This window comes from Inquilinus sp. NPDC058860, from assembly GCF_042743185.1.
Classification (GTDB): domain Bacteria; phylum Pseudomonadota; class Alphaproteobacteria; order DSM-16000; family Inquilinaceae; genus Inquilinus.
This window is the reverse complement of the sequence record NZ_JBHYMS010000056.1, coordinates 1-8,607: the sequence shown is the minus strand read 5'-3', so window position 1 is coordinate 8,607 and position 8,607 is coordinate 1. Positions and strand designations below refer to the sequence as shown.

Genomic DNA, 8,607 nt, shown 5'->3' with positions numbered 1-8,607 from the left:
CGCCGGCCGTGGCGCCGGAGCCGATCGCCGTCGCGTCGGCCGCCGTGGCCGAAGCCCCGACGCCGGCCGCCAGCGCGTTGGTGCCGGTGGCGCCGTCGTTGTTGTAGTTCGCCCCCGCCGTGCCGCCGTCATTGACGCTGTAGTAGTGCGTCAGCTTGCCGGTGACGTCGGTGATCTGGCTGGCGACGTCGTCGATCGCCTGGTTCGAGGCGAAGAGCTGCGAGCCGTTCACCGCGTCGGTGGAGTCGATCGCGATCCGCCCGGCCGCGACGTTCGTGATGGTCCGCTCCGCCCCCACGGCGCCGACGCTGACCGTGCTGGTCGGGGTGGTGCCGGCGAAGTTGTAGGTCGTGCCCGCGATCGTCGTGCTCGCCGTGCCGACCGCCGCCGCCGTCACCGAGCCCGAGCCCAGCGCCACGTCCTTGGCGTTGGTCGCCGAGGCCGCGTCGCCGAAGGCGAGCGAGCCCGCCCCGGTGGCGCTGCTGGTGTTGCCGAGCGCGACCGAGCCCTGGCCTGTCGCGGTGTTGCCGCTGCCCAGCGCCAGCGCGCCGGTGCCGTTGACCGTGTTGTTGGCGCCCATGCCCACGGCGCCGGTGCCGGTCACCGAGTTCGGGTCGCCGATCGCCACCGCGCCGTCGCCGTTCACCACCTGGCCCTGGCCGATCGCCACCGCGCCGGTGCCGCCCAGCACCTGCGAGCTGCTGCCGATCGCCACCGAGCCGGTGCCGGCCGCCGCCGCCACCGTGTTGTTGAAGCCGATTGCCGTGGTCTGGTCGGCAAGGGCGTTGGAGTTGGTGCCGACCGCGACGGCGGTGGCGCCGCTCGCGACGGTATTGGTGCCGATCGCGATCGCCCACTCGCTCGACGCGTTGGAGTTGAGGCCGACGGCGATGGCGCTGTCCTGGCTCGCCTTGGCCAGGACGCCGACCGCGGTGGCGTTCGCCGCGGTTGCACTGGCGTTCAGCCCGAGCGCGGTCGACCAGGTCCCGGTCGCGGCGGCGTCGGGGCCGACGGCCGTGCCGCCCTGCCCGGTCGCCGTCGCGGAATTGCCGATCGCGACCGCCTCGAAGGAGGTGAAGCCGCCCGGGAGCGCCGTGCCGGCCGCCCCGCTGGCATTGGAGGCGATGCCGATGGCGATCGGCGAGCCATCGCCGCCTGTCACCACGGCCTTGGAATTGGTGCCCAGGGCCATGGCGCCGCCGCCACCGCCACTGGTGGCCGTCGCCCCGCTGCCGAGGGCAATCGTCTGCCCACCCGACGCGGCGGCGTTGAAGCCGACCGCCGTCGAGTTGGTGCCCGAGGCTGTCGCCCCGATGCCGGCCGCCATGGCGTTGGCGCCGGTGGCGCCGTCATTGATGTAGTTCGCGCCCGGCGTGCCGCCGTCGTTGACGCTGTAGTAGTGGACGGGGTTGCTGGCGGCGATGGCCTCGACCGCCTTGTTGGTGGCGAAGAGCTGGCTGCCGTTGATCGCGTCGGTCGAGTCGATCGCGATCCGCCCGGCCGCGACATTGGTGATGGTGCGCTCGGCGCCGGCGCTGCCGACGCTGACCGTGCTGCCCGGTGTCGTGCCGGCGAAGGTGTAGGTGGTGCCGCCGATCACCGTGCTGGCGGTGCCGACCGCGGTCGCGGTCACCGAGCCGGAGCCGAGCGCCACCGCGCCGGCATCGCCGGCCGTGGCGCCGTTGCCGAGGGCGAGCGCATCCGCGGCCGTCGCGTTGGCCTGGACGCCGACCGCCGTGGCACGATCTCCCGATGCTTTGGAGACCAGGCCGAGGGCGGTGGACCAGGCCCCCGTCGCCGAGGTGGCGCCGCCGAGGGCCGTGCTGCCCTGGCCCGTGCCGGCCGCGCCGTTGCCGATGGCGACCGCTTCCCATGTCGTGCCGCCGCCGGGAAGCGCCGTGCCCGAGGCACCGCTGGCATTGGCATTCACGCCGATGGCGATCGGAGAACCGCCGGTCCCGGTGACGACGGCCTGCGCCCCCTGCCCGATGGCCACGGCCGCGCCGGAGGCGGGGCCGTTCGCGGCCGCGCCGTTGCCGACGGCGACCGCTCCCCCACCCGACGCGCTGGCCAGGTGGCCGACCGCCACCGACTCCGCACCCGATGCCGTGGCTGCGATGCCGGCGGCCAGGGAATTGGCACCGGTGGCGCCGTCGTTGTCGTAGTTCGCGCCCGCCGTGCCGCCGTCGTTGACGCTGTAGTAGTGCGTCAGCTTGCCGGTCACGTCGGTGATCTGGGTGTTGAGCGTGTCGACCGCCGTGTTGGTGGCGAAGAGCTGGCTGCCGTTGATCGCGTCGGTCGAGTCGAGCGCGATCCGCCCGGCCGCCACGTTGGTGATGGTCCGCTCCGCCCCCGCCGCGCCGACGCTGACCGTGCTGCCCGGCGTGGTGCCGGCGAAGTTGTAGGTCGTGCCGGCGATCGTCGTGCTGGCCGTGCCCACCGCCGCCGCGGTCGTGCTGCCGGAGCCGAGCGCCACCGCCCCCGCCTGGCCGGCCGAAGCGCCGGAGCCCAGCGCGATCGCATTGTCCGCGCCCGCCGCCGCGGTGGTGCCGAAGGCCAGGGCGCTGGCGCCGGTGGCGTTCGCCGCATTGCCGAGCGCCACGGCGCCGAGGCCGTTGGCGATGTTGGTGTTGCCGAGCGCCACGGCGCCGTTGCCGTTGGCGGTGTTGTTGGCGCCCATGCCGATGGCGCCGGTGCCGCTGACGGTGTTCGGGTCGCCGATCGCCACCGCGCCGTCGCCGTTCACCGTCTGGCCCTCGCCGATCGCCACCGCGCCCGTGCCGCCGTTTACCGTCGAGTTGCGGCCGATCGCCACCGAGCCCGGGCCGGCCGCCGCAGCGACCGTCACGGTGTCGCCGAGCGCCACTGTCGAAGCGGCGAGAGCCTGGGAGGCCACACCGACCGCCGTGGCGCGCGCCGCCGCGGCATTCGCGCCGGGGCCGACAGCCGAGGATCCCTCTCCGGACGCGCTGGCGAATTCGCCGAGCGCCAGGCTGTTGGTGGCGCTGGCGTTGGCGAAGGCGCCCACAGCGGTGGAGCCGCTGGCCCCCGACGCCACGGCGTTGACGCCCATGGCGATGCTGCTGACGGCCGAGGCGTTGGTGCCCGTGCCGATCGCGACGGCATCGCCGGCCGACGCGTTCGCCTGATAACCCTGCGCTATGGCCTGAGCGCCGGACGCATTGGCCGCCCGGCCCATGGCCAACGCCGAATCGGCGAGGGCCTTCGATCCCTGCCCCACCGCCGTGGCGGCGACCCCCGTGGCGTTGGCGCCGGGACCGACGGCCGTGGCCGTCTCGGCGGAAGCGTTGGAGAAGACGCCGAGCGCCAGGCTGTTGGTGGCGCCGGCATTGGCATTGGCGCCGAGGGCGGTCGAGCCGCTGGCCCCGCCGGCAACGGCGAGCACGCCCAGCGCGACGGATTGGCTGGCCGAGGCATTCGCCCGATCGCCGGCCGCCAGGGACTGATTGCCGCTCGCAGCGGCTGAGGCGCCGATCGCGGTGGAGACAAGTCCCGTTGCATTGGCGAGGATACCGATCGCCGTGGCGCGATCTGCCGAGGCATTGGCGGATCCGCCCAGGGCCGTGGACCAGGTCCCGGTCGCGGCGGCCCTGAGGCCGAGTGCCGTGCCGTCCTGACCCGTGGCGGTCGCGCCGTTGCCGATGGCGACCGCCTCGAACGACGTGCCGCCGATGGGAAGCGCCGTGCCCGAGGCCCCGCTCGCATTGGCCCCGATGCCGATGGCGATCGGGGAGCCGCCTGCGGCGCCCGTGACGACGGCCTTGGCGCTCGGTCCCACGGCAATGGCTCCGCCGCCGTTGGAGTTGGAGTCGGCGGCCGCGCCGCTGCCGATGGCGATTGCGGGCCCTGTCAACGCAGTGGCCTGATTGCCGACCGCCACCGCCCCTGGACCCGTGGCGGAAGCCACAGGACCGGCCGCGATCGAATTGGCGCCGGTCGCGCCATTATTGGTGTAGTTCGCCTGCTGGGTGGCGCTGTTGACGCTGTAGTAGTGCAGTGGGGTGCTGGCGGCGATGGCCTCGACCGCCTTGTTGGTGGCGAACAGCTGGCTGCCGTTGATGGCGTCGGTCGAGTCGATCGCGATCCGGCCCGCCGCGACATTGGTGATGGTGCGCTCGGCGCCGGCGCTGCCGACGCTGACCGTGCTGGTCGGCGCGCCGCCGGCGAAGTTGTAGGTGGTGCCGCCGATCACCGCGCTCTTGGTGCCGACCGCCGCCGCGGTCACCGAGCCCGAGCCCAGCGCCACGGCGCCGGCCTGGCCGGCCGAGGCGCCGGCGCCCAGGGCCAGCGATTGCGCCGCCGAGGCGGTGGTGGCTCCGCCCAGGGCGATGGCGTCGGCCGCCGTCGCCTTGGCCTGCGCGGTGCCGTTGGCGCCGATGGCGATCGAGCCGGCGCCGGTGGACTGGACGGTATCGCCGATGGCGATGGCGCGGGTGCCGGACGCATTGGTGCCGGTACCGATCGCGATCGATGCGTGGTCGCCGGCCTTGGCATTGATGCCGGCCGCCACCGAGAACTCGCCGGCGGCATTGGCGTTGGTGCCCACCGCGGTCGCGCCGCCATTGGTTCCGGCGGCGACGGCCCCACTGCCGAGCGCAGTGCCGTTCACGGCCGAGACCGTGGCGGAGGCGCCGACCGCCGTGGCGTTTGCCGTCGTGGCGGTGGCCGCGTTGCCGACCGCGATCGCGTTCTCGGCCGAGGCGTTGGCGTGCAGGCCGACCGCCGTGGAGGCCAGCCCCGATGCAGCGGCTTGGAAGCCGGTCGCGAGCGCAAACTGGCCCGAGGCGACACTTCCCGCGCCGAAGGCCTGGGCCTGTTGGGCAGCCGCATTGGCATTCTGGCCAAAGGCCGTCGCCCAATCGCCGGTCGCCTTCGTGCCGGTGCCGACCGCGGTCGTGAAGGAGCCGTTCGCGTTGGCGTTCAGGCCGAGCGCGATCGCGCCGCCCGACGGCCCCGTGGCGACGGCGCTGGTCCCGATGGCGATGCTGTCCGCGGCCGCCGCGTTGGCCAGGCTGCCCACCGAGATCGCGTTCTCGGCCGTCGCGTTGGCTGCGTTGCCCATCGCGATCGAGGTCACGCCCAAGGCGTTGGCGTGCAGGCCGAGGGCCGTGGCCCCCAGCCCCCCTGCCGTGGCCTGGAGGCCCGCAGCAAAAGCGAGATCCGCGCTGGTCAAGCTGCCCGAGCCGAAGGCCTGGCCCGAGCCGCCTGTCGCCTTGGTGTTGAAGCCTACGGCCATCGAGTTCGTCCCCGTCGCCGAAGCCGCGGGGCCGATCGCGATGGCATTGGCGCCCGTGGCGCCGTTGTTGGTGTAGTTCCCCTGCTGTAACCCGCCATCGTTGACGCTGACGTAGTGGGTCGGCGTGCTGGCAGCGATGGCCTGGACCGCCTGGTTGGTGGCGAAGAGCTGGCTGCCGTTGATCGCGTCGGTCGAATCGATCGCGATCCGGCCCGCCGCGACATTGGTGATGGTCCGCTCCGCCCCCGCGGCGCCGACGCTGACCGTGCTGGTCGGGGCTGCCCCGGCGAAGTTGTAGGTGGTGCCGCCGATCACCGTGCTGGGCGTGGCGACCGCCGCCGCGGTCACCGAGCCCGAGCCCAGCGCCACCGATCCCGCCTGGCCGGCCGAGGCGCCGTTGCCGAGGGCGAGCGCGTTGTTCGCGCCGGCCGCCGCCGCGTTGCCCAGGGCGACGGTGCTGGTGCCGGTGGCGTTCGCGGCATTGCCCAGCGCCACGGCGCCGAGGCCGTTGGCGACGTTGGTGTTGCCCAGCGCCACGGCGCCGTCCCCGGTCGCCGCGTTGTTGGCGCCCATGCCGACCGCGCCGGTGCCGCTGACGGTGTTCGGGTCGCCGATCGCCACGGCGCCGTTGCCGTTGACGACCTGGCCCTCGCCGATCGCCACCGCGCCGGTGCCGCCGTTCACCACCGAGTTGTGGCCGATCGCGACCGAGCCCGGGCCGGCCGCCGCTGCGACCGTGTTGGTGTCGCCCAGCGCCACGGTCGAGGCGGCCAGTGCCTGCGAGGCGTTGCCGATCGCCGTGGCGCTCTCGACCGTCGCGTTGGCCGTTGTGCCGATGGCGATGGAATTCAGGCCTGCGGCATTGGCCGCACGTCCCCCGGCGAAGGCATTGCTTGCCCCCGCCGTGGAGCCGGCACCGATCGCCGTGGAATTCCCTCCCGTGGCCGTGGCGAAGGAGCCCACGGCTATGGCGCCGGCTGCGGCGGCATTGGACGCAGCGCCAGCCGCGACCGCATTGACGCCGCTCGCGGCCGCGCCGGTGCCCGCGGCGAGCGAACCGGCACCGCTGGCGCTGGCGTTGACGCCCGCGGCCGTCGAGCTCGCACCCGCGGCCTTGGCGAAAGCGCCCATGGCCGCGGCGTTCAGACCGCTCGCCACGGCGCCTGCCCCCGACGCGGTCGCGTTGTCGGCGAGCGCAGCGGCGTTGTTGCCGACCGCCGTGGAGGAAACGCCGGTGCCCTGGGCTCCCGACCCCGCCGCCACCGAGCCCACTCCGCTCGACACGGTCCCGTTGCCCAGGCCCAGCGAGAAGTTGCCGGCCGCCTTGGCGGTGGGGCCGACCGCGACGGCGCCCTGGCCCGCGGCCTGGGAGCTCACCCCGATTGCGGTGGCGCCACCCGTGCCGGTCGCCTTCGAGGCGCGGCCCATGGCGAGCGCGTCCTGGGCCGAGGCCGTCACATCGGTGCCGATGCCGATGGCGCTCTCCGCCGTGGCGCCCGTTCCCGCGACGGTGCGCGCGCCGAGATAGATCGAGTTCACGGCGGTCGAGATCGACTGCCAGCCGATCGCGATCGAGCTGTTGTTGGTCGCGTTGGCCGCCAGACCCATGGCCACCGACGCAAGGCCGCTGGCCTGGGCCACGGACCCGACCGCGACGGAATTCTCAGCGGACGCATTCGCCGTAAACCCCAGCGCCATCGCCTGCTTGCCGCCGGCGAGCGCGCCCGGGCCGTAGGCCGACGAGCTCGCGCCGCTCGCCGTGGCGCTGGCGCCTGCGGCGATCGAATTGCCCCCGGTGGCGCGCGAAGAGATGCCGATCGCCGTCGAATTCCCCCCGGTGGCGCCGGCGTTGTTGCCGAGGGCGGTTGAACTGACGCCGCTGGCCGTGGAGTTGACGCCGAAGGCCGATGCGCCGTCGGCGAAGGCGTGGGCGGCCCCGCCCAGGGCGAGGGCGTTGACGCCGACCGCGTTCGAGAAGACGCCGATGGCGATCGCGTTGAGGCCGTTGGTGCTGTTGGTATAGCCGATCGAGATCGAACCATCGCCGGTGGCGGTGGTGCCGGTGCCCAACGCCACGGAGTTGTTGCCGACCGAGTGGGCGCCGGTTCCCACCGCGGTCGAGGCGGAGCCGGGGTTGGTGCTGCCGGGGCCGAGGAGGACCTGCGCGAAGGCCTGGGTCGGCAGCTGCGCCACCACCGTTGCCAGCGAGATCGCGGCGTAGAGGCCCCTGGCCCGGCGCAGCACCCCGAACAGGGTGGCCGGCGCCGCCGCGGTGCCGGCCACGGCGAGCGTGGCGCCGCCGACGGCGCCGCCGGTGCCGAGGGCCCCCAGGCCCAGCCGATCCCGCTTCATCCCGAGCGCGCGATGCGCCCGGCGCAGCGCCGCCATCAGGCGCCGCCGCAGGGACTTGCTGGGCTGGTCGGCACCGGCGACCCAGTTGTTCGCGAAATGGGAATGACGCCGGACGGTCTTACGGGTCTCGAACTGGTTGCCGCTCATGATGTCACTCCCCGCTGAAATGCCTGTCTGAAACGCGTGCGCCGCCGGTGCGTCCGGCGGTTGATGGATGAAGGAATCGGATGTGGGCCTGTGCCGCGGATCCGGGGGCCGGCCGCCCGGCCCGTCCGCAAACGCGCGGGCGGCGGGCCCATCCGGCCCCGCCGCCCCGACATCCAGGGACCGATCATCCGATCGAGTCATCCCACCCCTCCCCAGAAGAACCGCCGACATTCGCAGGACAGGACCGCTGTCCTTCCCCACCGCCGCGCCGAAGAAGATCGAAGTAAAACCGCCCCTCTTTTCGCCGGTCGGCGACCCCCGGGACGGCCCTGATTCTTCGATCTCTTTCAGCGACCGGATATTGAAAGAATTCCTTACGGTTCGGACGCCGTCACTCCGCCCAGCGTCCCAATAGTTGGCATGGCGTCCCATTCGTGGCTTCCGCGCCGCCCTTGTGGCGCGACGGCAACAGGCCCCGGTCCTGCGCGGGAAATCCGGGCCGCGGGGCGGCCTCCCGGCCGGCGCCGGCCGAAGCTCGACGAGCCCCGATTCCTTCCGGGAGAAGGGGCTGGAGCGGGGCGAACCGAGGCCGGGTCAGCGCATCGGGCAGCGGCCGACAGGATGCCGAGCGTCCCGGCGCTGCCTCGCCCGCTTGCGGGATCCTTTCGGAATAGCTGGAGCCCACTTCTTCCTTGTCCCGCTCCCGCGAGGGCTATCGGATTCACACATCTCGGAAGTGAGCTTTTTTAGGTCCCCCCTCCCCTTGCGGGAGGGGGGCAGGGGGAGGGGTCTGCGCGCGTCCGCGCGCGAATCGGCAGGGCGCCGGACTCGCTGTCCATATCGGTTGCGAC

1 protein-coding gene is annotated in these 8,607 nt (G+C 73.6%); it reads right to left on the bottom strand.

Translation table 11 applies throughout. The annotated features are described in order from the left end of the window. On the bottom strand, window positions 1-7,756 hold a 7,756-nt coding region (locus ACFW16_RS28705), incomplete at its 3' end, for a hypothetical protein (RefSeq protein ID WP_380311598.1). Window positions 7,757-8,607: the final 851 nt, after the last annotated feature.